25 protein-coding genes are annotated in these 19,088 nt (G+C 63.2%); 8 read left to right on the top strand and 17 right to left on the bottom strand.

The window, feature by feature from the left end:
* Positions 1-65: 65 nt before the first annotated feature.
* On the top strand, positions 66-929 hold the full coding sequence (locus MICNX66_RS13450) for a hypothetical protein (RefSeq protein WP_187662282.1): 864 nt from the start codon (positions 66-68) through the stop codon (positions 927-929).
* 96 nt (positions 930-1,025) lie between these two features.
* Here MICNX66_RS13450 and MICNX66_RS13445 read toward each other — a convergent pair whose 3' ends face one another.
* Both MICNX66_RS13445 and MICNX66_RS13440 read right to left on the bottom strand, forming a co-directional pair.
* On the bottom strand, positions 1,026-1,760 hold the full coding sequence (locus MICNX66_RS13445; RefSeq protein WP_187662281.1) for a hypothetical protein: 735 nt from the start codon (positions 1,758-1,760) through the stop codon (positions 1,026-1,028).
* Positions 1,757-1,942: a hypothetical protein gene (locus MICNX66_RS13440; protein WP_187662280.1), complete on the bottom strand. Its 186-nt coding sequence runs from the start codon at positions 1,940-1,942 to the stop codon at positions 1,757-1,759. The genes MICNX66_RS13445 and MICNX66_RS13440 overlap by 4 nt, the downstream gene beginning before the upstream one ends.
* Before the next feature lie 773 nt (positions 1,943-2,715).
* Between MICNX66_RS13440 and MICNX66_RS13435 the strand changes: the two genes are divergently transcribed.
* The 3 genes from MICNX66_RS13435 to MICNX66_RS13425 are packed head-to-tail and all read left to right on the top strand — an operon-like array spanning position 2,716 to position 3,593.
* Positions 2,716-2,958, top strand: a complete 243-nt coding sequence (locus MICNX66_RS13435; protein ID WP_187662279.1) for a hypothetical protein — start codon at positions 2,716-2,718, stop codon at positions 2,956-2,958.
* 39 nt (positions 2,959-2,997) lie between these two features.
* A complete protein-coding gene (locus tag MICNX66_RS13430) occupies positions 2,998-3,330 on the top strand; it encodes a DUF7882 family protein (RefSeq protein WP_187662278.1) in 333 nt (110 codons plus the stop codon).
* Between the two features lie 44 nt (positions 3,331-3,374).
* Positions 3,375-3,593, top strand: coding sequence for a hypothetical protein (locus MICNX66_RS13425; protein WP_187662277.1), 219 nt, complete (start codon positions 3,375-3,377; stop codon positions 3,591-3,593).
* Here the strand turns inward: MICNX66_RS13425 and MICNX66_RS13420 are convergent.
* From MICNX66_RS13420 to MICNX66_RS13365, 12 genes are all read right to left on the bottom strand, one after another.
* Positions 3,590-3,937, bottom strand: a complete 348-nt coding sequence (locus MICNX66_RS13420; RefSeq protein WP_187662276.1) for a hypothetical protein — start codon at positions 3,935-3,937, stop codon at positions 3,590-3,592. The genes MICNX66_RS13425 and MICNX66_RS13420 overlap by 4 nt on opposite strands.
* A gap of 453 nt (positions 3,938-4,390) precedes the next feature.
* Positions 4,391-6,610: a phage tail protein gene (locus tag MICNX66_RS13415; RefSeq protein WP_187662275.1), complete on the bottom strand. Its 2,220-nt coding sequence runs from the start codon at positions 6,608-6,610 to the stop codon at positions 4,391-4,393.
* A 117-nt stretch (positions 6,611-6,727) separates the two neighbouring features.
* Positions 6,728-6,961: a hypothetical protein gene (locus MICNX66_RS13410; protein ID WP_144881133.1), complete on the bottom strand. Its 234-nt coding sequence runs from the start codon at positions 6,959-6,961 to the stop codon at positions 6,728-6,730.
* Positions 6,954-7,115: a hypothetical protein gene (locus MICNX66_RS13405; protein WP_187662274.1), complete on the bottom strand. Its 162-nt coding sequence runs from the start codon at positions 7,113-7,115 to the stop codon at positions 6,954-6,956. The genes MICNX66_RS13410 and MICNX66_RS13405 overlap by 8 nt, the downstream gene beginning before the upstream one ends.
* Before the next feature lie 929 nt (positions 7,116-8,044).
* Complete coding sequence (locus tag MICNX66_RS13400) at positions 8,045-8,641, bottom strand: hypothetical protein (RefSeq protein WP_187662273.1); 597 nt, start codon at positions 8,639-8,641, stop codon at positions 8,045-8,047.
* A gap of 11 nt (positions 8,642-8,652) precedes the next feature.
* Positions 8,653-8,871 carry a hypothetical protein gene (locus MICNX66_RS13395; RefSeq protein ID WP_187662272.1) on the bottom strand — a complete coding sequence of 73 codons (219 nt, stop codon included), beginning with the start codon at positions 8,869-8,871 and terminating at the stop codon, positions 8,653-8,655.
* An 832-nt stretch (positions 8,872-9,703) separates the two neighbouring features.
* Complete coding sequence (locus MICNX66_RS13390) at positions 9,704-10,261, bottom strand: hypothetical protein (RefSeq protein ID WP_187662271.1); 558 nt, start codon at positions 10,259-10,261, stop codon at positions 9,704-9,706.
* A gap of 214 nt (positions 10,262-10,475) precedes the next feature.
* Positions 10,476-10,895 (bottom strand): Lsr2 family DNA-binding protein, encoded by a 420-nt coding sequence (locus MICNX66_RS13385; RefSeq protein WP_187662270.1) that lies wholly within the window; start codon positions 10,893-10,895, stop codon positions 10,476-10,478.
* A complete protein-coding gene (locus MICNX66_RS13380; RefSeq protein WP_187662269.1) occupies positions 10,892-11,215 on the bottom strand; it encodes a hypothetical protein in 324 nt (107 codons plus the stop codon). The genes MICNX66_RS13385 and MICNX66_RS13380 overlap by 4 nt, the downstream gene beginning before the upstream one ends.
* Positions 11,215-11,514, bottom strand: a complete 300-nt coding sequence (locus MICNX66_RS13375) for a hypothetical protein (RefSeq protein ID WP_187662268.1) — start codon at positions 11,512-11,514, stop codon at positions 11,215-11,217. Before MICNX66_RS13375 ends, MICNX66_RS13380 begins: the two co-directional genes overlap by 1 nt.
* Before the next feature lie 181 nt (positions 11,515-11,695).
* Positions 11,696-12,061 (bottom strand): hypothetical protein, encoded by a 366-nt coding sequence (locus MICNX66_RS13370; RefSeq protein ID WP_187662267.1) that lies wholly within the window; start codon positions 12,059-12,061, stop codon positions 11,696-11,698.
* On the bottom strand, positions 12,058-12,258 hold the full coding sequence (locus MICNX66_RS13365; RefSeq protein ID WP_187662266.1) for a helix-turn-helix domain-containing protein: 201 nt from the start codon (positions 12,256-12,258) through the stop codon (positions 12,058-12,060). The genes MICNX66_RS13370 and MICNX66_RS13365 overlap by 4 nt, the downstream gene beginning before the upstream one ends.
* A 123-nt stretch (positions 12,259-12,381) precedes the next feature.
* Between MICNX66_RS13365 and MICNX66_RS13360 the strand changes: the two genes are divergently transcribed.
* A complete protein-coding gene (locus MICNX66_RS13360) occupies positions 12,382-12,900 on the top strand; it encodes a helix-turn-helix transcriptional regulator (RefSeq protein ID WP_187662265.1) in 519 nt (172 codons plus the stop codon).
* Positions 12,875-13,963: a tyrosine-type recombinase/integrase gene (locus MICNX66_RS13355; protein ID WP_187662264.1), complete on the top strand. Its 1,089-nt coding sequence runs from the start codon at positions 12,875-12,877 to the stop codon at positions 13,961-13,963. The genes MICNX66_RS13360 and MICNX66_RS13355 overlap by 26 nt, the downstream gene beginning before the upstream one ends.
* Positions 13,964-13,986: 23 nt before the next feature.
* Here the strand turns inward: MICNX66_RS13355 and MICNX66_RS13350 are convergent, their stop codons facing one another.
* The 3 genes from MICNX66_RS13350 to MICNX66_RS13340 form a co-directional block, all read right to left on the bottom strand.
* The gene (locus tag MICNX66_RS13350; protein ID WP_187662263.1) at positions 13,987-14,475 is read right to left on the bottom strand and encodes a YajQ family cyclic di-GMP-binding protein; all 489 of its coding nucleotides are present in this window, start codon (positions 14,473-14,475) and stop codon (positions 13,987-13,989) included.
* Between the two features lie 31 nt (positions 14,476-14,506).
* Complete coding sequence (locus MICNX66_RS13345; protein WP_187662262.1) at positions 14,507-15,343, bottom strand: alpha/beta hydrolase; 837 nt, start codon at positions 15,341-15,343, stop codon at positions 14,507-14,509.
* 199 nt (positions 15,344-15,542) lie between these two features.
* Positions 15,543-15,965 carry a hypothetical protein gene (locus MICNX66_RS13340; protein ID WP_187662261.1) on the bottom strand — a complete coding sequence of 141 codons (423 nt, stop codon included), beginning with the start codon at positions 15,963-15,965 and terminating at the stop codon, positions 15,543-15,545.
* Between the two features lie 234 nt (positions 15,966-16,199).
* On the opposite strand from MICNX66_RS13340, the gene MICNX66_RS13335 reads away from it, so the two are divergent.
* On the top strand, positions 16,200-17,411 hold the full coding sequence (locus MICNX66_RS13335; RefSeq protein WP_187662260.1) for a sugar ABC transporter substrate-binding protein: 1,212 nt from the start codon (positions 16,200-16,202) through the stop codon (positions 17,409-17,411).
* 72 nt (positions 17,412-17,483) lie between these two features.
* Positions 17,484-19,088, top strand: coding sequence for a maltose ABC transporter permease MalF (malF, locus tag MICNX66_RS13330; protein ID WP_187662259.1), 1,605 nt, complete (start codon positions 17,484-17,486; stop codon positions 19,086-19,088).

The raw sequence follows: 19,088 nt of genomic DNA, 5'->3' as shown, positions 1-19,088 counted from the left end.
GGTCGAGAGTAGCGGGACGGCCAACAAACATCGTGGAGAGCGACCGGAGATAGGATCTGTGTCCCATGGAGTTTGTCTACGAGCGGCTACCGGCGCCAGCTGACGAGGAGTCTGACTGGTTGTACTGGGACCCGCCACGGAAGCGCTGGCATCGAGTCATCCTGCTCGCGGTACCGGAATCGCCAACTCGGGTGCGCATCCAACACCTCGACGCGGATATGCGCGGGAAAGCAGAGTGGGTGCCGGCGAGACGATGCAAGGTGCCATGGAGGTTGCGCGATGCGTTTGATGCGACGCAGGCGGCGTGGACACGGTTGGCCTCACATGATCCCGAAGCCCCGTATCGCCGCGCTGCGGAGTTTGTCACCCTTGAGCTTCTTGAGGAGTCGACCGCGACCCCAGCTCTGCGCTCAGCGGCCCTTGAGGTCGCCGACCTTGACCAACTCAGCGCAGCAACAGGCATCGCCAAGCGCGAGCTTGCCGGCCACCCCGACACCATCGTCGAGGACGATATCACTCACGTGCCCTGGCCCACCGTCGCTCGCGTTGTTCAGGAGCTTTGCCGGCGATACCCGGACGTAATCACAAGCTACGTCCACGAGCGCGATCGGGAGGAGCACGAACTCGGCGTTCGTCGTCAGGCAGAGGGGGGAGCTTGGTACGACGACGAAACGTTCGCAGATGATCGGTTCGCCAAGAGAGTCAAGCGGTGGGCGAGGGAAGATGAAGCCGCGCGGCGGATTCTGATGCAGTGGGCGGACGTTGACGTGCCGGGGATCGCAAGCCGCTATGCGGAGCTGCGCGACCGCCACATCGAACTAACGCTGGCCCTGCTCCCGGCCCTCGACCAGCTTTCCCGGATTCGCTCCAATAAATCCGATCTCATCGCGGCAGAGATTCGAGCGATCATCGATCAGCCCCTACCTTGACGCAGTGCCCTAAACGGGCATCGCAACGACTGACCTTCACGTCCCGTGGCTTCTTGTCTACTCGCTTAGCGTCGACTACAGAACATCGCAGGTGCGTCAGAACTCGGGGTTCCGAAGCCGGGGCTCATCACCCGGCGCGGGGCTAACTGAGTAGCCCAGCCGTGCCAGTTCCGCCGCCGCAGTAAGAGGATCGTCTCCGATGGCTGCGGCGAGTTGCATCTGTCGATAGACCGTGCGGCCTCTGCGTAGCGCTTCGTTCGCCCCCGGTAACACATCGATCTCAATCTCGACTCGTAGCATGTCCAAGACATCTTCGATTCCGGGTCGAAATCGCGGCCCTCCGAGTGGGAAGTGCAGGCTGGACAGACGGGGGAAACGGCCATGCCGAATCTCCTGGAGACGCCTCTTCACACGGCGATCTTCCTTGCCGCCTACCATCAAGGCGAGAACCTCGTCGCGATGGCCATGAACGTGCAGATGGGCAGAAGGCAGGCCACCGCTCGGCTTACGTCTGTAGTGGTACCGGAGCAAGGGCTCCGTCAGCGATTCAGGAAGCACCTGATATTGGCATTCGTCGACTGACAGGAACTCCCTTTCGGTGTTCCATGTGCATCGATAGGAGACCTTGAGGCGCATCATCGTCTGGCCATCGATCTTGAGCGGGAGACCCACACCGAGACCCTGTCTGACCGAGATGTGACGCTCCTGCCTATCCGCAAGAACCTGAAGAGGGGGACCTTCGATCCCGGGGAGCACTCCGGTCAGAACAGCGGAGAGGTTGGTCGCGAAGGTTCGCACCTGCGGCGCGAGATCCTTCGCTTCGTGGCTCATGCGGCGTCGCGGAGGTACATCAGATCTTCGATCTGATCCAGGACGCCTTGCTCACGAGGAGACAGCGCGTAGTGCGTGCCTCGGGTACGTATTTCGTCGAGTGAGAGTTGGACGCTCTTGAGTAGCCGATCGATACGACCGTCGATCTCAGTCTGCTCGAGAACCTCGAACGTGATCGCCATTTTGGCCTCCATAGGGTACGTCATTCTTAGCACCAATCGTGTCGAAGGGGTGGGACATTGACCGGCGTGAAGGGAGGCATCAGTGGACGGCGTGCCGACACGAGAACGTCCCCTGTCTGCGGGGAGGCAGACAGGGGACGGAGCCAGTATGCCGGTCTGACTACGCTCGCGGCAATGATCGCTGTTGTCCTGATGCTGATGTCGCTCCCTCGGCTTACACTCGACAGGTCTCGGCCGGAGGAAGGACATCCGGACCGTGCCATCTCGAGGTCTCTCTGCGGGCGTGAAGTTGAGCGTCGAACTGGATGCGATCTGTTCCCGCAACAGGTACACGACTGACCCGGCGCCCGTTCTGAATGAACTCAGGGCGACCGCGGGGGAACGTACGGACGTGCTCGCTGAGGCCGTGGGGACGTGGGTCGGGTACTTCGAGGGCGAATACACGGCAACCCTCTGCGCGGCCCTGAGAACACTCCCCGGGCTTGAACCGTGGATCGCTGTGGGTCAACATCGTCGGTCACTCCCAGACCCATCCACACCGGCCGTTCTAGGGCACGGTGAGGGCGCTGCGTTGCCGCTCTACATCACCACGGATAAGGCCGTTTATGACGGCAACGGGACGGTGAGCTCCTGGACGGCGAACTAGAGGAATCGTTGCAACAGCATCGTCGAGGTGAGAGTCTTAGCCTCGTATGTTCTAGGGGGAAGTCAGGGGCGATTCGATGAGCACTTCGGGAGATCAGGCAGTTCTCGTGTCAAGAGGGCGAGGCTCCGTGAGTCGGCTGGTTGTTGCTGGCGTCGCCGTGAGCCTGCTGGTCTTCGCGGGTCTGGCGACAGCGTTGGGATTGCCGGACATGACGATTCGCTACGTCAGTTTCGCGACAATGATCGCGGCTCTCTCATCTGGTGTTGTTGCTGTCCGGCGCGGTCCCGCCGGAGTGAGGGCCGTCAGCGCGATTGTCGCCGTGGTGGCGCTCATGCTGGGGTCCACTTTCTTTGGTCTGACGTATTCGTAGTTCTGGCGCAGGTTCCTATGACCGCGAGAGGAGTCCTCGATGGGCAAGTTCATCTATGACGGTGGACCCAAGACCGAGATTGAAGACCGAGCTCTGACACACATCCAACTCGTTATGACCGCGAAGCTCCGACGCGGCGAGCCCTTCCCCTTCTCTTGGAAGGAAGACGCCAGTGTGGGCGGCGGCCGAACAACGGTGTGGGTGCACGCAGGTTCGTCCCTCGTGTTCAAGTACGCCGGCAGTCGCCAGCCGGCTATCAATCGTGCATGGGTTGATGCTCTCGCCTACACGGCCAATGCACCCACCGGCCTGTACCTTGTGCGCGAGCCCGCCAACACGGGAGCGGTTGAGCACTTGCCGGGTGTCGTCTAAGGCCTTCATTCACTCCGGTGCTCTTTCAGGTTACGGTTTTGAGCGTGGAACTCGACGACCCGAATCTGCCCGACTCCGCGAATCGATGGTTGCTTGCGACGTCTGATCAGGTGCAGGCCCTTGCTATCCAGTGGCACGCGGACCCGGAGAACGCGAACATGTCCGACATTGTTGACACGCTTCTAGCCCTGGCGGAGGCACAAGCCCGAATCATCGCAGCGTTGGATCTGCGTATCCAGGCCCTCGAGCACCGTCATCGCTAGCCGTTGGAGCGAGCTTCCTTCTTGCGTTCCTTGTGCGCGTCGTATGCCACGGCGGCGAGGACTATCGCGGCCATGCCTAGCACCGTCAGCACGACGAAAAGGACGATCCCGCTGATGGACGGACCGACTGCGTCTCCGGCTGGACCGACCGCATCAACCATGGTGTCGATGATCGAGATGATCGCTGCGACGAGGGAGAGGACAGCTAGGGTCCATTGCGCAGCTTCGAGCATTGACCCTGCGGGGAGGATCTCTTTGCTGAGTAGGAGGTGGGTCACCATCGCACCGATCGCGAGGAATGAAGCGAGGGCGCCCATATAGGTCATGAAGAAGCTGATGTCCATGCGCGCAACCGTAGTAGTTACGATCGGCGCCTCGGGGACCCCTGAAAGGCGGGTTGCCCCATTTCGCTGTGCCAGGAGGCCCTAGAATTCAACTCTCGGTCACTGGGGTCGGGCATAACTGAAGAATCGGGGAAGTCATGAGTCGACAGTCGGAACTCGCGCTCGAGGCTGAGCACGCGCAGGACGAAGAGCTCGGATACGAGGAGCACGAGCAGCTCGCAGACGAGCCCTGCTAGCGAACTGGTAGCTGAGGAAGGGGCCCCACCTAAGCGGGAACTCAGGTGGGGGCCTCTCTTGGCGATGGCCCGTCAGGTGATAAGCCCGTAGTTCCTTAGCGCTGCGGACACCGCATTGATCACGGCGGCATCTGTACCAGTCGCGGTCCCCGGCGAGGCCGCCTTGGCAGCGGCTGGAGCGCCCAGGAAACCGATGCCGCTCTTAGCGAATAGGGGGCTAGCGGCGGGCTCCACCACGAGTCCAGGCCTTCGACGCCTGGTCGTAGCGGCCGATCCTCGAGTCCGCTTCCACGCCCATCCGTCCCACAAGCTGGTCGTTCACATCACGGATCACGAGCTCGGACGGCATCCGCGGTGCAGCAGCAGCAGTCGCAGCACCCGTCAACCCGACAAGGTTCGAGAACGACAACTCCGGACGGAACGACTCCGCACCAAACGCGAACTGCTCCATCAACGACTGGCCACCATCGAACACAGCAGCCCACCCCTGACCCGAGAACGGGCCGCGAAGAGCCGGCGAATGCGGGAAGAACCCTTGCGCCCAACTCAACACGCCACCGATCGCGTCGCCGACGCTGCCGATCATCGAACGGATACCGTCAATGAACCCCTGCAACAAGGCGCGACCCGAACTGACAAGCCACGAACCAGCACCCGCGAACAGATTCTGGATGTGACGAGGCAAGCCGGTGAAGATCGAAACGACGCGGCTGACTCCACTGCTGAACACTGAAGTCAGCGTCGACCAGATGCGCGTCGCCGTCCCGCTGATGTTCGTCGCCGCCGAACTGAAGAACGACGTAACCCGAGACCATGCAGCATTCCAGGTAGACGCCACCTGCGACACCAACCCCATCAAGAAGTTCAACGCCGGCGCCAACCAGTCATTGATTCCACGCGCCATATCGATGATCGGCCCCTGCGTACCCTCGACCTGCTTTCCCCAATCCTCAAGAGTCTTGTTGCCATTCAAGAACAGCAGCAGGTTCACCACGAACGCAGTCAACTCCGCAAGACCCTGAATCAAAGGCACAAGAACCGGGATGAGCATCTGAAGCGCCTGCGTAAGAATCGGCAGAATGTCCACCGCCAGTTCGATCAACGGAGGCAGGAGCGGAAGCAACGCCACCAGCAGCTCTACCAGCGGCGGGGCCAGTTGCGAGATCGCGTCCACCAGGACGTCGGCGAGCAGCGGCACCACCTCAGCGAGTTGGTCACCGAGGCGCGCGAGCAAATCCGCCACCACTGGCCCGACCGTTGTCCCCAACTCTTGCAGCACAGCGCCGAGAGGCTTGAACGTCTCACCGAGCCCGAGAAGCGAAGACTGCAAGGCGTCGGATTCGATAACCAGGCCAGCGACCAAACCGATCACTGCGCCCACGGGTCCAGAGACCACCGGAAGGAACCGGCCGATGATCGGCAGAGCCGCCACCATCGGAGCCATCGCGCCGGCCAGCGCCGTGAAGACCGGTGTGAGCCCCTCCATCCCAGAGAAGGTGCCCTTGAGCTCCGAGAACCCCGACACCATGCGATCAAGAGTGTTCAACACCGAATCGGAGAACTGGAAGTCGATCCCATCGAGCGTCCACTGCAACTTCTCAACGACCGGCTGCACCCGAGCGGTGATCCCATCCGCGATCGTCGTCAGCTCACCGAAGAAGTCCCTAGCGAGCCCCAGAGCAGGGCCAGCGAACGCCTCCCCGAGCCGGCTGAGTGCGGCGCCAAGGTTGGCGAGCGACCCGCGCGTCGTGTTCCCCGACTCAAGAGCCGCGCCACCGATGTTGTCCTCGATAACCTTACGGAACGTGGCAGCGTCGATCTCACCCCGAGACACCATCTTCTGGAGCTCATCCGCAGTGACCCCGTACTCCTTCTGGAGCCACTTCATGATCGGGATACCCCGCTCCGTCAACCGATTCAGGTTCTCCATCCCCGCGTAACCCTTAGAGGTCACCTGGTTGATGATGTCGCCCATCTCACCCATCGACGTACCAGCAATCGTCGCCGCATCCGCCGTCAACCGCAGATACCGCTCCAACTCCTGACCCGGCTTAATACCCGCCGCAACCGCAGAAGCCGCAGTCGTCGCCGCAGCATCCAAACCAAACGCCGTGCCCTTCACCGAAGCAAGAGCGTCCTGCATGATCGCCTCAACGGCCTTCGTGTCATGCCCGAGACCCTTGAGCTTCGCCGTCGCATCCTCAATATTCAGAGCACGCGAAATACCCCCACCCAGCGCGATCGCCCCGACCGTGCCGGCAAGCAACCCCACACCGCCGACGATCTTCCCCACACCGCTCCGCAAAGACGCGAAGAAGCCCGTGGAACGCTTCTCCGCGCTCGAAAACGACTGCTGTGCCTCCTTGTCCACCGCCTTCGAAAAGCCCGTCCCAGAAGGGAGCAGGCTCACATAGGCAACCCCGATTTCCTGTGCCACTACGGCACCTCCAAACAGCCCGAAGGCCACGCAGGAGGTAGGCGACTTCCCTCCGTGTTGAATTACGAAGGGCGCCCCGACCGTGAGGTCGAGACGCCCTGTTCGGCTCAATCGCCGCTACTGCTTCGTTTCCTGCAAGAAGGTACGCAGGACCCCGTGGACAGCCAGCCGGTGCCGCTTATCCCGCGCAACGATCGAATCGACCGTCGCCGCCATCACCCCCGGCAACAGCGCAAGCACACGAGCAAACCGGTCCAAGGGGATCTCCCTCTGCAGAACCGACTCCCGCTCAGACGGCTCCGCCAGGATCACCATCGCCGACACCCGCCGCGCCAGATCCAGATCATCCACGCGAGTCACCCCCCAGCCGCCGCGCCATCCGATCAACGGGATGCTCCGGCGACGACGGCTTCACGACGCCCTTCACGAACACGACCAACAGGCCGATGATCACAATCGACACTGCAATCGCGCCGATCCAACTAACGATTTCCCAAGGGTTCATCGCTTCAACTCCTTCTCATCAAGACTTGCGGGGGCGGGGTCCCTCCCGCCCCCTTCGCGGCCCTCCCAGAGGTACAGGGCCTTTTCACACACGGATCCTTTTTCATGCGGGCGGGAGCCGGATGACCAGCCGCCGCCGTCCAAAAACACGTCGATACTCGACGGTCACCAGCCCCCGATCAGCGAGCCGCAACGCTGCGCGCCTTGTGTTTGCCCCACCATCACCCGGGAGAAGACCCATACCTACGCGGAGACTGGCGAGCTGCTCGAGCAGATCCCGCTGAACACACCCCAGGCCCCGGCTCATACGGACTCCCATCTAAGTGATGTACCTACGTGGAAAAAAACGGCGGGGAGAGATCGGCCCTATACCTTCGGGGTGGCCTTGGGCGGGGGCGGGAGGGGGTGTGGCCCATAGGTTCTGCCACACTGATTCCGTGCTTCACCTTGACCCGATCTATCGCCCTCAGGTCCGTGAGTTCGAGTCGCCGTTTGACTCTGAGGCTCGGGGTTTCGATCCAAATTGGTGGTCTGACCCATTCCTGCGGTCGACGGCCCGGATCGACTACCGCCCGTACTCGTTTTTCGACACGGACAGGACGGAAGCTGCGCGCGTCCTCGTACGCGGGCAAGCCGGCTTCATCGACCCGGAGGGGGCTGGCGTTGCACTGCCATCGGACGCCATGGCTATCGACTTCATCGAGGTGCGCGCTGACCTCCGGCACCCACCCCGGGGCATCGGCAGTGCGGTAGTGCGGCAGGTGGAGCGGCTGTTCCCGGACCGGACCTTGTTCGCCTTCTCGGAGAATGCGGACAGGTTCTGGGGGAGTACGGGGTGGACTTTCGTACCCAGAGCTGATGGGCATACTCACGGCCGGGCTTTGTTTTTTCTTGAGCGCGGGTAGAGCGTTGCCTACCCGCGCTCGTCGGTCAGGGGTAGACAGTTCCGTTCGCGAACTGCCCCTCGGCGGCGTCCTTTAGACGTGCTTCGGGAAGCTGGTAGGCCATGCTCCGCTGGAACTCGTTCTGCACGTTGTCTGTCCACCGGTGTAGGTCGTACAGGTCGTTGATTGTGGTGGCCATGTCGGGGTTCGCACTTGTATACGAGGTGACGGCGTCGTCCCATCCCTTGCCGATGGCGGTGTCGAGGATGGCCTTCGCGAGTGCCTGATCTCCGACGTCCAGTGCACGGGACATCGCATCTCGGGCGTCATACGGAGTCTTGAGTGTTGCGGCCCGGTCGTGGGCGTCGCGGAAGGCGATGACGTCCCCGTCTGTGGCGGTTCCGGTGATCTGTCGGCGGAGGCTCTGACGCGTGTTCTCGAGCGCAGCGGTTTCGCGGTCGCTGAGCTCGGTGAGCTTGGCGCGGTACTCGGGCTCACGGCGGTCCAACTCGGCTCGCTTACCGGCCATCGAGAGCTTGTCGTTGGCGTTGAGTGCGGCAACCTCTGTGGCGAAGTCGCTGCGGATCTTGGACGCGGTGTCGCGAAGGTTGTTGAGTTCGTTGTTCAGATTGGTCAGTGCCATGGCGGGTCTCCTCAGTTCTTCTGATTGGTTGCAGCATCCGCGATGTCTGTTGCGATGCGGATTGCGTCTGATGTTGGGATCACGAGTTTTGGTAGCCGGCCGACGATGATTGCGATCCCTGGTTCGGTTGCACCGGTCGGGTTTTGGAGGACGGCCCGGGTGACTGCTGCTTCTTGGCCGTCGTTGATGTTCTGTTGGTATCTGTGGGGTGCCGAGTAGAAGCGGGTCATGTTTCGTCCTGGGGGACGTAGGGTCCCTCGGATGCTCGGGCCATCCCCTCGGGTGAGTACAGGGCGGGTTCGAGGCGTTCTAGACCGGCTGGGTCTCTGAGCCCCGTTGTGGGGGTGTCCTCGTCCGTGTTCATTGGTTTCTCCTTTCGAAGCGCGGTGGTCCAGTCGCGCGTCGGTTGCCTGTGTCCTGAGGCTTCGAGTTGTGAGTAATACCGGCTCAGTTCGCGGGCGAATGCGAGTGGGTCGTCCCAGGCGTTGCTTAGTGCTCGGAAGTTGAGTGGCTTCGGGGCTGCTGCGCCCATCGGGTTCTCCCTTCTTTGAGTGGCGGTCCGGATACGTCGGGCCTCATGTGTCGTCCAGCCCGACGTCGAAGTAGGGGTCGAATCCTGATCTGACAAATGCCCGCCCTCGTGGTGAGAGGTGTTCGACTTCGGGGTCGCTTTCGTCGAGTCCGCCATCGTAATTTCCCGCTCGCCCGAACCTGCGGTAGTAGTCGCGGATGAGGTCGCGAGCTTGCTGCACCGAGAGAAGGGCCCAGGCCCGTTCGACATCGGGGGACGGGAGGTTTCCGCTGATGATGATCCACAGGTCTCGGAGGAGGGCGCGTTGCTTTGCGGTTGATCGGTTCTCTCGGAGGTTCTGGAAGCTGATGCGTGAGCTACTGCTCGCAGTCGCTCCTAATGTCTTGTAAGAGGTTCTTGTCATAAGTTCTTGTTCCTAGTTCCCTTTTGCCGGGGTCGAGGTTCCCTTTTGCCGGGGTCGAGGTTCCCTTTTGCCGGGGTCGAGGTTCCCTTTTGCCGGGGTCGAGGTTCCCTTTTGTTCGCTCGCACCGTCAGCTGGGCAACAGCACCTTGTACCTGTTGGTGCCCTGACGTTTGGCGTGCCGCCGTTGATGTAGCCGGCTGATGAGGCCAGCTGTCTCGAGCGTGTCGAGTGCGGGAGCGAGCGTTCGGCGGGTCACGCGGGCTTCGGCGAGGATCGTCACCCATGAGACGACCGCTTCGCCCGAGTGCCTGTTTCGGCGTGACAGCAGTACGAGGTACACGATGCGCTCAGTTGTCGTTAGCTGGGTTTCCCACAGCCACCGTCGTGGAAGCCGAAAGAAGCCGCCGTCGCGGGGTAGCTCGTGAACCTGATAGTGAGTAGGTATCCCCTCGTACAGTTGCCGCTGGACGATAACTCCCGCCGCTACGAGCCGCGGAATCACCTCTCGAGTCGTGCGCACTGAAACCCCCGCGCCCGCCGAGATTTCCGCCTGTCCCGCGATCACCAACCCGTTGTTCTGGTACGGCAGGCAAAGCAACGCGACGTACACAAGCAGCTCCGTCTTCGACCATCCGAGACGGAACAGGGAGTTGGGTATCGGCGCCCACGCCTCATTCGTCGTCATTGGCCGACGATGGCTTCTGCTTCGCTCTGTCACGGGCGGCAGCGTTTCGCGCCTGCGCTTCGTGGAATGCCTTCATGCGCTTCTGGAAGGCTGTCTCCCTCTTCTCAGTCATGTGATGTGATCCCCTTCCACGGGGTTGCGGTTCAGTTGAAACGGACGGTGCCCCTCATCGCTGGGGACGAGGGGCACCGGAATGAGGGCACGAGGCGGTCCGTCAGGCAGCAGCGTTCCGCATCCAGCCCTGAACAAGGAGCGCTTCGGCTGCCTCCCGGACGGAGGGAGAGCCGCCGACATGCTGGGCGATCGCGTCCGCGAGTTCGTCGCGTAGCCTGAGCCACTCAGTCAGGGACCGCGGCTCTTCACGACGCGGTTCGTTCGCTGGCGGCTCGAAGCTCAAACGACCGGTTCTCACCATCTCTGCTTCGACCACGTCGTCAGCGAGGGCGAACAGATCTGGACGGGAACTGCGCGCTTGCAGCTCGGTGTCCGGTTCTGCGACGTATTGCGGGTGCGCTTCGGCGTAGCATTCGCGAACGTGGAGTGCGATCTTGCCGGTCTTGCTGACGGGGATACCGTTCGCGCGCGCCCAGGCACGCACTGCTCCCGGATTCAGTTTGGTTTCGAGCGCACTCATTTCTTCGGCTCCCTGGCATCCTTTGCCTTCATGGCCATTACCTCGTCGGCGAACACCGGGTCATTGATGAGCTCATCCCGGAACTCCCGGTAGTGCTTCGGGAGATCGGAGAGCATGGTCGCGACGTCGCCATACTCGGTGTCGATCTCCTCGGGCTTGTTGATCCACCACTCCTGCCAGTCGGGCATCCAGTTCGTGATCGGCATTCCGTTCATGTCAACCGTGAGCAGCATCCCGTGACCGAGATCGCGGGTGTGGTGGCTGACGTCGTCGGCATGGATGTTGGCGGGCGTATCGCACCAGCCGAACCGGCAGGCCATCAGACGTCCAGCCTCTGCAACTCGGCGTCGACCTGAGCGGGCCGCCGCAACAACTTCGGCTCTGCGCGCAACAACAACGCGGCGGCCACGAGGTCTTCTGCCACATCCATCGCCCACCGCGCGACGTCCGGGTCTTGGTCGGCTCGAAGTTCCGCACGGATGTAGATGTTCGGCACTCCGTTGTCGTAGAGCTCGACGCGGCCGTCCGGGTGGAGGCGTCCCCCGCCGTAGAGCTCGACATCCCGGATGGTCCGAGAGAAGGAGAAGACAGTCCCCTCCACCTCGTCTTCGATGTCCAAGAACTCGAGCTCCTCGGTCCACGAGGGCGCCGCGGCAGACACCTCGGGGTGAGCCCGCAGGTAGGTTGCCGAGTACTCGTCCCAGCCGGGATCGCGGCGGGTTGGGGGCGGAGTTGCCGCTGTACTCTTCGCCCCCGCTACCAACAACGTGCGGTTGGCGCGCGAATCTGCGATACTTGTTTCACAAGTCATCTTGAATCTCCTTCATTTGACTACTGCCGTCGCCCTGTTCCAGCAGGTCGGCGGCCTTCCTTTTGATGTCTGTGAAGCCGAGGCGGTATGAATCGCGTTCGACTTCAATGAGGTTGGCAATATGTTCGTCGACTGTCTGCCGGGCCTTCTCGGGGCCGAGGACGCGTAGCGCGTCTCGAGCGAGGCGAGCCATCTTTCCTCGCGATGTTCCGATGCAGACCAGAACTCCGTCGTCGTTGATGAACGACATGTTGTGCCTACCGAGTTCGCTCATCGCATAGTCGATGAGTTCATCGACTTCGCGCGGGTCCAACCTCGCCCGCGGAAGGGAAGCCGAGTGGAAACGAATCATCATCCTGCGGTGGCGAACCCCGCTTCGATGAACTCGTTGAGGTCCGATCGGCGGATGAGTCGACGGCCCGCGATCTTGCCGGACTTGATTTGATTCGTGTGGATCAGCCAGCGGATCGACGCGGGCGTGCGTCGCGTTAGCTCGGCGACCTCTTCGATCGTGAGCAGTTCAGGCTCGGCTGCTGCCAGCGCTGCGGTCATCGCATCTCCATTCTGTCTTAGGTTGAGTATCGAACCTTACTGAGGTTAAGCGTACGGCATTGCCCAGCGCTGGTCAACCTTGACGCGGTTGGAATCTCAACCGTCCTGTCCTACTCTGGTGAGGTGACGGATGAAGTGACAGATGAGGTCCAGAGAGCACGAGCCAATGTGGAACTCGCCTGGCTCGACATGGAGAAGGCGATGGGCACCCGCATTCGAGGTGTTCGCGAGCGGCGTGGGCTATCCCAGGCCCAACTCTCTGAACTGGTGAAGAGCAGGGGGTTCAACCTGCACCAAACCGCTATCGCGAAGATTGAAGCCGGCAAGCGCCCGTTGCGGGTGGGGGAGTTCTTCGCGCTATCCGACTGCCTGGGCTTCACGCCAATGGGGCTCTTCTATCTGCCGGAAGACGCAATCGCCCCGCGGCCGCTCAAGGAGCTTGACGCGCTACTGGCGGCGGCCCATGAATCCGCACGTGAGAGTGAAGGCAGCATGCTGCAAAACATCAACGACTTGATCACTATCCATGTAGGCAACGAAAGCCGGAAGCAACTATTGGCTATGCAGATGCGTATAGCTCTGCAACGCGAAGAGCCCGCAGCTGAGGGGATGTCCGATGGCGAGCGTCAAGCAGAGGCCTAACGGCGTCTGGCGCGCTCGCTACCGGGATCAGAATGGCAAGGAGCACTCAGCGCATCGGAAGACCAAGCGCGAGGCTCAGAGATGGCTAGACGAGCAGACAGCCGCGGTCGTGACGGGGCAATGGGCGGATCCGGCCGCCGGCCGCGTCTCCTGGGATGAATGGGTGTCGTCGTGGATGGCGATGCAGGTGTGGGCGCCGGGAACCCATAGCGCGGCGCTGACGGCGGTGGAGTCAGTACCGTGGCGTCGCCGCTCAATCCGCGATATCAAGCAGGCCGATGTGCAGAGCTGGGTGACTGTCGAGCGGGATCGGGGGTTGGCCGCTTCGACGATCCGCACGCGACTGAACTACTTGCAGATGGCGTTCCGGGCAGCGGTCGACAATCAGGTAATCGCCCGCAACCCTGCATTGCGAGTTAAGACGCCACGGAAGCAAAAGGCCGAGATGGCTATCAAGATCCTGACTTCAGATCAGGTGGCGGCAGCACTCGAGGCGGCGGGGGAGTTCCGCCTGTTCGTTGCAGTGTGCGCTTTCGCGGGCTTGCGGTTGGGTGAGGCCGCGGGGCTACAGGCGGGTGATATCGACGTCGACCGGGGAACGATCGCGGTTCGTCGGCAGGTGCAGGGCACATCTGTTCCATCCACCAAGGTTGCACCGCCGAAGGCGGGTTCGGAGCGCGAAGTGTTCGTGCCGCGGGAGCTAGTCGAGATGCTGGCACGTGAAACACGCGTCTCATCTGATGCCTTCCTGTTCCGAACCCCGCGCGGGCACCTGTACAACCGGAACAACGCTGGACATGAGTGGCGCAAGGTCCGTGAAGCTCTTGGCCTCGACGAAGGGATCACGCTGCACGCACTCCGTCACACCTTCGCGTCGAACCTGATCGCGTCAGGCTGTGACGTGGTGACTGTGCAACGCGCGCTAGGGCACTCTCAGCCGTCGATCACCCTCGATGTCTACAGCCACCTGTGGCCGTCGGCGGAAGACAAGACGCGTTCCGCGACGGCCACATTCATGGGTGAAGTGCTGGGGATTGCGGACTCCCTGCGGACTCGCGACTAAGAACCCCAGGTCAGGCGGAACCTCTACCGGTAGTTGATGAACTGCAGATCGATGTCGAGGTCGCTGCCTTTGAGGAGCGCGATCACGGACTGAAGGTCGTCGCGGCTCTTGGACTGCACGCGCAGCTCGTCGCCCTGGATCTGGCTCTTCACGCCCTTGGGGCCCTCATCGCGGATGATCTTGCCGATTTTCTTCGCGTTCTCGGACGAGATGCCGTCCTTCAGGCTCGACAGGATGCGGAACTCCTTGCCGCTGGCGAAGGGCTCGCCCGAGTCGAGGCTCTTCAGCGAGATGCCGCGCTTGATGAGCTTGGACTGGAAAACGTCGAGGACGGCGTTCGCGCGCTCCTCCGTGTTCGCGGTGATGAGGATCTGCTCGCCGCTCCAGGCGATCGAAGCGCCGGTCCCCTTGAAGTCGTAGCGCTGCTCCACCTCTTTGCGCGCCTGGTTCAGGGCGTTCTCGGCCTCCTGGCGATCCACTTTCGAGACGATGTCAAAGGAACTGTCAGCCATTGGGCCAGTCTATGACGGGTCGGCCCGCTGGTCAGGCCCATAGCCATCGCAAGGCATCGGGGAGCAGAACGCCGCCATGATTTGGGCTGTGGCCGCCATCGCCGACGACCAGGCGGAAGTCGTACCCCGCGCGGGCCAACGCCGCGCCGGTCTCAAGGCCCTCCGCGAACCAGTTGTCTGTCGTCGAGTTCCAGTTGAGGTCGCGATGAGCAGCGTGGAGAAAGACTCGTGTCGCGCGAGCCTCGAATTGGGTGAGCAAGTGCGGGTACGGGTTCCCGCCCGGCATCTGTGCGAAGCTCGGGTTGAACGCGATCACCCGGCCGATGGCGTCCGACCGAGTCCACGCCGCGGTCATCGCGGCATTGCCTCCGCTGCTTCCGCCGCATATTCCGCGTGCCATGGGGTCAGTCGAGATCACTGCGCGTGTCGCTACGAGTGGGAGTATCTCGTCGATCAGCATCGTCGCGTAGCGATCGTCGAACGCGTCGTACTCGACGTTGCGGTTCTTGATCGGCCCTCCTTCGGAGGCGACGACACCTGGGTCTACGAACACTCCGATCAGTTGGGGTATCGCTTTGGCCGCTGCGAGATTGTCCAAGACGATCGCGGCGCGAACGCTCAGCTCCGGGTCGAGATACCACCAGCCGTCGTTGAAGAACATGACGGCGCTCGCACGCGATGGGTCATGGCCGGCTGCGCGGTGGATCCAGATCTTCCGGGTGGTCCCCGGGAAGACGACGCTTTCATGGGTGATCTCTTCGACACGGCCAGCGGCCACGCCGGCGCGCAGCTCGGAGTCCGGCCCGTACTCGTAGGTCACATCGGTCTGGGAGGCGGGCAAGGCGGCGAAAGGGAGTTCGTAACCCATGCCCCGAACGTAGACCGTATCCGCGGGTGTGCGGAAAGTCCCGTGGGCGAGGCACGACTTCCTCCTTCTGCCCGGCGTTACCGCCGTCATCCGCGACGGCGAGCAGTTCCTGCTGGCCTGGCACGCGCACTCCGGCGCGTGGAGTCTGTTCGGGGCCGGCGCGCGCTGGCCCTCTGGCTCCCGCCCGGGCCGGGGCCCGCTAGCTTCCGGTCGTCGTGTAGACGTTGTCGGACACCCGAGTCATCCCGTCTGGAGCAGGCGCGTCGTCGGGGACCACGGTGAACGTGCCCGTGACGCCTCCGATCGAGAAAGGGGCCCCGTTCCCACCGCACCCGATCACCCACGTGTCAGCGTCGACGTAGGCGAGGAGACACGCTGCGGCATCGTCACGAGCGCGAGCGAGCCACAGGGACGTCCCGTCGCCTTCTCCGACGAACCGGGCTGTCGCCTGGTCCACGTCGTCCCACGCGTAGCCGGGCAGATCGGCAGGAACCTCGTCCCGTGCCTCGGCTTCGCGATCGAGCACGGAGTATGCGCCTCCCGCAGCCGTGCACCCGCTGAGTGCGACCGTGGACAGGATGACGGCGAGGGCGGCGGCAGACGGTCGAACGTGGAATCCCATCCGGCGATGCTCTCGCAGATGAGCCCCATGCGGAACCCTGCAGACTCTGCCGCGGAGCCTCGAGAGGTCTGACCTCCGGCCGATATGGAAGCGTTTTCATAACGCGTGCCTCGCGTCGGGCCGATCACAGGTTGATATCAGCGCGTTCGCGGATTGTGATCGCCTCTCGAAACGATGCATACTGTAAGCGCTTGCAGTCTTGCAGGCGCTCAGCACTGAGAGAGGCACACACCAATGAAGGTGAACAAGAGGGGCATGGTCGCCGCGGGCGCCATCGCCATCGTTTCGGCTCTGACGCTCGCCGGCTGCTCGACCGGCTCCGGCGGCGACGACTCTTCCTCCGGTGGAGACAGCGGCGGCACGCTGACCGTCTGGGTCGACGCCGAGCGGGTCGACGCGCTGCAGGGCGCGGCGGACGCGTACCAGGAGAAGACCGGTGTCACGGTCAAGCTGGTGGGGAAGTCCGTCGACGACATGAAGGACGACTTCATCCAGCAGGTCCCGACCGGCAAGGGCCCCGACGTGGTCATGGGCGCTCACGACTGGCTCGGCGAGCTCTCGACCAACGGTGTCGTCGCGCCGATCGAGCTCGGCGACAGCTCGGAGGACTACCTCCCCGTCGCCCTCCAGGCGGCGACCTACGAGGGCACCGTCTACATGCTTCCGTACGCCGTCGAGAACATCGCCGTGCTGCGCAACGCCGACCTCGTCCCCGAGCCCGCGACGAGCTTCGACGACATGGTCTCGAAGGGCACGTTCGTCGTGGAGCAGGGCGCCGAGGGCAACCCGTACCACCTGTACCCGTTCCAGACCGCCTTCGATGCACCGGTCTTCGGCACCGACGACAGCGGCAGCTACGACCCCACCGACCTGCAGCTCGGCAGCGAGGGCGGCTTCGCCTTCGCCGACTGGCTGGGTGCGCAGGGCGCCGCAGGCACGCTGAACACCGACATCGACGGCGAGATCGCCAAGCAGCAGTTCCTCGACGGCACCGCCGCCTTCTGGCTGACCGGTCCGTGGAACGTGGGCGCGGCCACCGATGCGGGCATCAACGTCGAGATCGACCCGATCCCGAGCCCGACGGGCGAGACGGCCTCGCCGTTCGCCGGCGTCAAGGGCTTCTTCGTGAGCGCCGAGTCGAAGAACAAGGTCGCCGCGAACGACTTCCTCGTCAACTACCTCGGCACGGAGGACGTGCAGCTGGAGCTGTTCACGGCCGGCAACGTCCTCCCGGCCCTGACAGCGGCCGCGGACACCGCGGCGTCCGACCCGATCATCGCCGGCTTCCAGGCCGTCGGTGCCGACGCGGTCCCCATGCCGGCGATCCCCGCCATGGGTGCGGTCTGGCAGTTCTGGGGTGTGGCCGAGGCCGCCATCATCAACGGCGAGGACCCGCAGGCGACGTGGCAGAAGCTCGTCGACGACGTGACCGCCGCGATCGAGTAACGGCCGACCAGATGACGACCCTGCCGGGGCGGGCCGCCCAGCCCGCCCCGGCAGGACCATGACGAGGACGACATGACAGACACCGAAGAGCGCACCGCGCCCCCCACGCCTCGGCAGCGCCAGGCGGCGAAGATCGCCGAGGCGGCCTCCCGACCGATCGGGTGGATGCTGCTCAAGATCCTGTTGCTGGCCATCGTGGACGCGATCGCCGTCTACGCCGTGTTCGTGCTGCTCGTGCAGCGGGAGTGGCTCGTGCTCGGCCTCGTCGTCGCGGTGACGGTCGTCGTCAACTACATCTACTTCTCCCGCAAGCGCATCGCGGCGAAGTACCTCACCCCCGGCATCATCTTCCTGGTCCTGTTCCAGGTCTTCACGCTCCTCTACACGGGCTACATCGGCTTCACGAACTACGGCACCGGCCACAACGGGAGCAAGGAGCAGGCGATCTCGTCGCTGCTCGCCTCCGCGCAGGAGCGCGTCGAGGACTCTCCGACGTATCCCGTCACCGTGGTGGAGCAGTTCGGAACCTACGGCCTCCTCGTCACGGATCCCGAGGACGGCGACGCCCTCCTCGGCACCGCGGAGCAGCCCCTCGCCGAGGTCGACGCGCAGTTCGAAGGTGGCAAGGCCGTCGCCGTCGACGGGTGGACCACGCTTCCGCTCGCCACCGTCTTCACGCTGTCGGAGGAGCTGGAGCAGCTCTCCGTCCCGTTCAGCGACGATCCCAATGAGGGCAGCCTCCGCGCCCCTGACGGGCAGAACGGCTACCTCTACGTCTCGACGCTGGCGTACGACGCCGATGCCGACACGATCACGGACACCGCGACCGGCACCGTCTACAGCGACACCGGCGACGGCGCGTTCACCGCCGAGGACGGCGAGCAGCTGCTGCCCGGCTGGCAGACGACGGTCGGCGTCGACAACTTCGTCCGCGCGGTGACCGACGAGTCCATCCGCGGCCCGCTCATCTCCGTCACCGTCTGGACCTTCGTCTTCGCGCTGGTGTCCGTCGCGACGACCTTCTTCCTCGGCCTGCTGCTCGCGCTGGTCTTCAACAACACCCGGATGCGCTTTCGCAACGGCTACCGCATCATCCTCATCCTCCCGTATGCCTTCCCCGCGTTCCTCTCCGCGCTCGTCTGGGCCGGGATGATGAACGAGAGCTTCGGGTTCATCAACCAGGTGCTGTTCGGCGGCGCGGCCATCCCGTGGCTCACCGACCCGGTGCTGGCGAAGGTGTCCGTGCTGCTGGTGAACCTCTGGCTCGGCTTCCCCTACATGTTCCTCGTCTGCATGGGGGCGCTGCAGGGCATCCCGGAGGACGTCAACGAGGCCGCCGTGATGGACGGCGCGAACCCGTGGCAGGTCTTCCGCCGGATCAAGCTGCCGCTGCTGCTGGTGACCGTCGCGCCGCTGCTGATCTCGTCGTTCGCGTTCAACTTCAACAACTTCAACCTGATCTACATGCTCACCAAGGGAGGCCCACGCTTCAGCGATGTGTCGATCCCCGTGGGCCACACCGACATCCTGATCTCGATGGTCTACAAGGTGGCCTTCACCGGACAGACCCGCGATTACGGGCTTGCCTCCGCCTTCACGATCCTGATCTTCGTCGTGGTCGCGACGATCTCGATCATCAGCTTCCGCAAGACCAAGGCCCTCGAGGAGCTGAACTGA

It is taken from the genome of Microbacterium sp. Nx66, from assembly GCF_904066215.1.
In the GTDB taxonomy this organism is placed as follows: domain Bacteria; phylum Actinomycetota; class Actinomycetes; order Actinomycetales; family Microbacteriaceae; genus Microbacterium; species Microbacterium meiriae.
This window is presented reverse-complemented; position numbering and strand designations above follow the sequence as displayed.

Bases quoted from the DNA above. Each gene is read 5' to 3' on its own strand.
- MICNX66_RS13450 (WP_187662282.1), top strand. From the start codon at position 66: ATGGAGTTTGTCTACGAGCGGCTACCGGCGCCAGCTGACGAGGAGTCT.
- MICNX66_RS13355 (WP_187662264.1), top strand. From the start codon at position 12,875: ATGGCGAGCGTCAAGCAGAGGCCTAACGGCGTCTGGCGCGCTCGCTAC.
- MICNX66_RS13420 (WP_187662276.1), bottom strand. From the start codon at position 3,937: ATGGACATCAGCTTCTTCATGACCTATATGGGCGCCCTCGCTTCATTC.
- MICNX66_RS13340 (WP_187662261.1), bottom strand. From the start codon at position 15,965: ATGGGATTCCACGTTCGACCGTCTGCCGCCGCCCTCGCCGTCATCCTG.
- MICNX66_RS13390 (WP_187662271.1), bottom strand. From the start codon at position 10,261: ATGACGACGAATGAGGCGTGGGCGCCGATACCCAACTCCCTGTTCCGT.
- MICNX66_RS13395 (WP_187662272.1), bottom strand. From the start codon at position 8,871: ATGACCCGCTTCTACTCGGCACCCCACAGATACCAACAGAACATCAAC.
- MICNX66_RS13385 (WP_187662270.1), bottom strand. From the start codon at position 10,895: ATGAGTGCGCTCGAAACCAAACTGAATCCGGGAGCAGTGCGTGCCTGG.
- MICNX66_RS13405 (WP_187662274.1), bottom strand. From the start codon at position 7,115: ATGAACCCTTGGGAAATCGTTAGTTGGATCGGCGCGATTGCAGTGTCG.
- MICNX66_RS13400 (WP_187662273.1), bottom strand. From the start codon at position 8,641: ATGGCACTGACCAATCTGAACAACGAACTCAACAACCTTCGCGACACC.
- MICNX66_RS13445 (WP_187662281.1), bottom strand. From the start codon at position 1,760: ATGAGCCACGAAGCGAAGGATCTCGCGCCGCAGGTGCGAACCTTCGCG.
- MICNX66_RS13335 (WP_187662260.1), top strand. From the start codon at position 16,200: ATGAAGGTGAACAAGAGGGGCATGGTCGCCGCGGGCGCCATCGCCATC.
- MICNX66_RS13345 (WP_187662262.1), bottom strand. From the start codon at position 15,343: ATGGGTTACGAACTCCCTTTCGCCGCCTTGCCCGCCTCCCAGACCGAT.
- MICNX66_RS13365 (WP_187662266.1), bottom strand. From the start codon at position 12,258: ATGACCGCAGCGCTGGCAGCAGCCGAGCCTGAACTGCTCACGATCGAA.
- malF (WP_187662259.1), top strand. From the start codon at position 17,484: ATGACAGACACCGAAGAGCGCACCGCGCCCCCCACGCCTCGGCAGCGC.
- MICNX66_RS13370 (WP_187662267.1), bottom strand. From the start codon at position 12,061: ATGATGATTCGTTTCCACTCGGCTTCCCTTCCGCGGGCGAGGTTGGAC.
- MICNX66_RS13440 (WP_187662280.1), bottom strand. From the start codon at position 1,942: ATGGCGATCACGTTCGAGGTTCTCGAGCAGACTGAGATCGACGGTCGT.
- MICNX66_RS13430 (WP_187662278.1), top strand. From the start codon at position 2,998: ATGGGCAAGTTCATCTATGACGGTGGACCCAAGACCGAGATTGAAGAC.
- MICNX66_RS13350 (WP_187662263.1), bottom strand. From the start codon at position 14,475: ATGGCTGACAGTTCCTTTGACATCGTCTCGAAAGTGGATCGCCAGGAG.
- MICNX66_RS13380 (WP_187662269.1), bottom strand. From the start codon at position 11,215: ATGGCCTGCCGGTTCGGCTGGTGCGATACGCCCGCCAACATCCATGCC.